The sequence below is a fragment of the Mitsuaria sp. TWR114 genome (genome assembly GCF_007997345.1).
In genome coordinates this window covers 1-1,000 of sequence record NZ_VOSR01001021.1, presented here as the reverse complement: position 1 = coordinate 1,000, position 1,000 = coordinate 1, and the positions used below count along the sequence as shown (strand labels likewise).

General features: G+C 74.1%; 1 protein-coding gene. It reads right to left on the bottom strand.

The genetic code is table 11. The features are described from left to right. Positions 1 to 906, bottom strand: a 906-nt coding sequence (locus FUT87_RS26910; RefSeq protein ID WP_147242965.1) for a GGDEF domain-containing protein, incomplete at its 3' end; no start/stop codon positions are given. Between the last annotated feature and the right edge of the window lie 94 nt (positions 907 to 1,000).

Here is a 1,000-nt window from a genome sequence, read left to right as displayed (position 1 = left end):
CCAGCGGATCAGCGCCTCGAAGCCGAGCAGCGCGCGGTCCGACAGCCTGACGATCGGCTGGTAGTCCAGCTGGAACTCCCCCGCCTGCAGGCCGCGCTCGAGGTCCTCGCGCAGCGCGCGCCGGGACGCCTCGATACGCGGCTGCGTCGGGTCGAACAGGCGCGCGTGGCCCGTGCCGGCGGCCTTGGCGCGAGCCAGCGCGCTTTCGGCGGCGGCAAGCAGGTCGTCCGGGCTGAAGTTGCCCTGCCCCGTGAAGGCCCACCCCGCGCTGGCGGTCAGGCGGTGCGCGCCGGTTCTCGAGCCCGCGCTCGCTTCCTCGATCGTCTCGAACAGGAACGGCTCCTCGATGCGCGCCAGCGCCCATTCGGGCACGCGGTCGACCAGCGCGCCGGCCTCGATGCGGGCGTCGAAGAGCACGCCGAACTGGTCCGCGCCGAGCCGCGCGACCACGCGGCCCGCGCGCGCCGCCCGGCCCGTGCCTTGCCCGGCGCGCCGGGCGCATTCGACCAGCACCGCGTCAGCGGCGACCGGCCCCTGGCGCTCGACGAACGCGCGGAAATCGTCCAGGCCCAGCAGCACCAGGCCGATCGGCACGCCGGGGGTCGGATTCGCCAGGCGCTGGGCGATCAGCTCCATGAACAGCGCTCGGTTCGGCAAGCCAGTCAGGCGGTCGCGCAGCGCGTCCTGCTCAGCCTGCTCGTGCAGACGCTCCTGCTCGCTGAGGTCCGTGAGGGCGCCGGCCATGCGCACCGGCTTGCCGTCGCGCCTCACCGCGACGCCGCGCGCGAGCAGTGCGCGCCGCTGGCCGCCCTGCTCGAAGCGCAGGACATGGTGGAACTGCAGGCTGCGGCCCTGCAGGTGCGCGTCGAGCTCAGCGCGGAAGAGGCCGGCGGCCGCGTCGTCCAACGGACGCGTGAAGCGCGCGATGCCGTCCGGCCTTTCGTTGGAACGAGCTCCGGCAACAGCATCAGTACCTGCACCGGTAGCAGCGCCAGCAGCG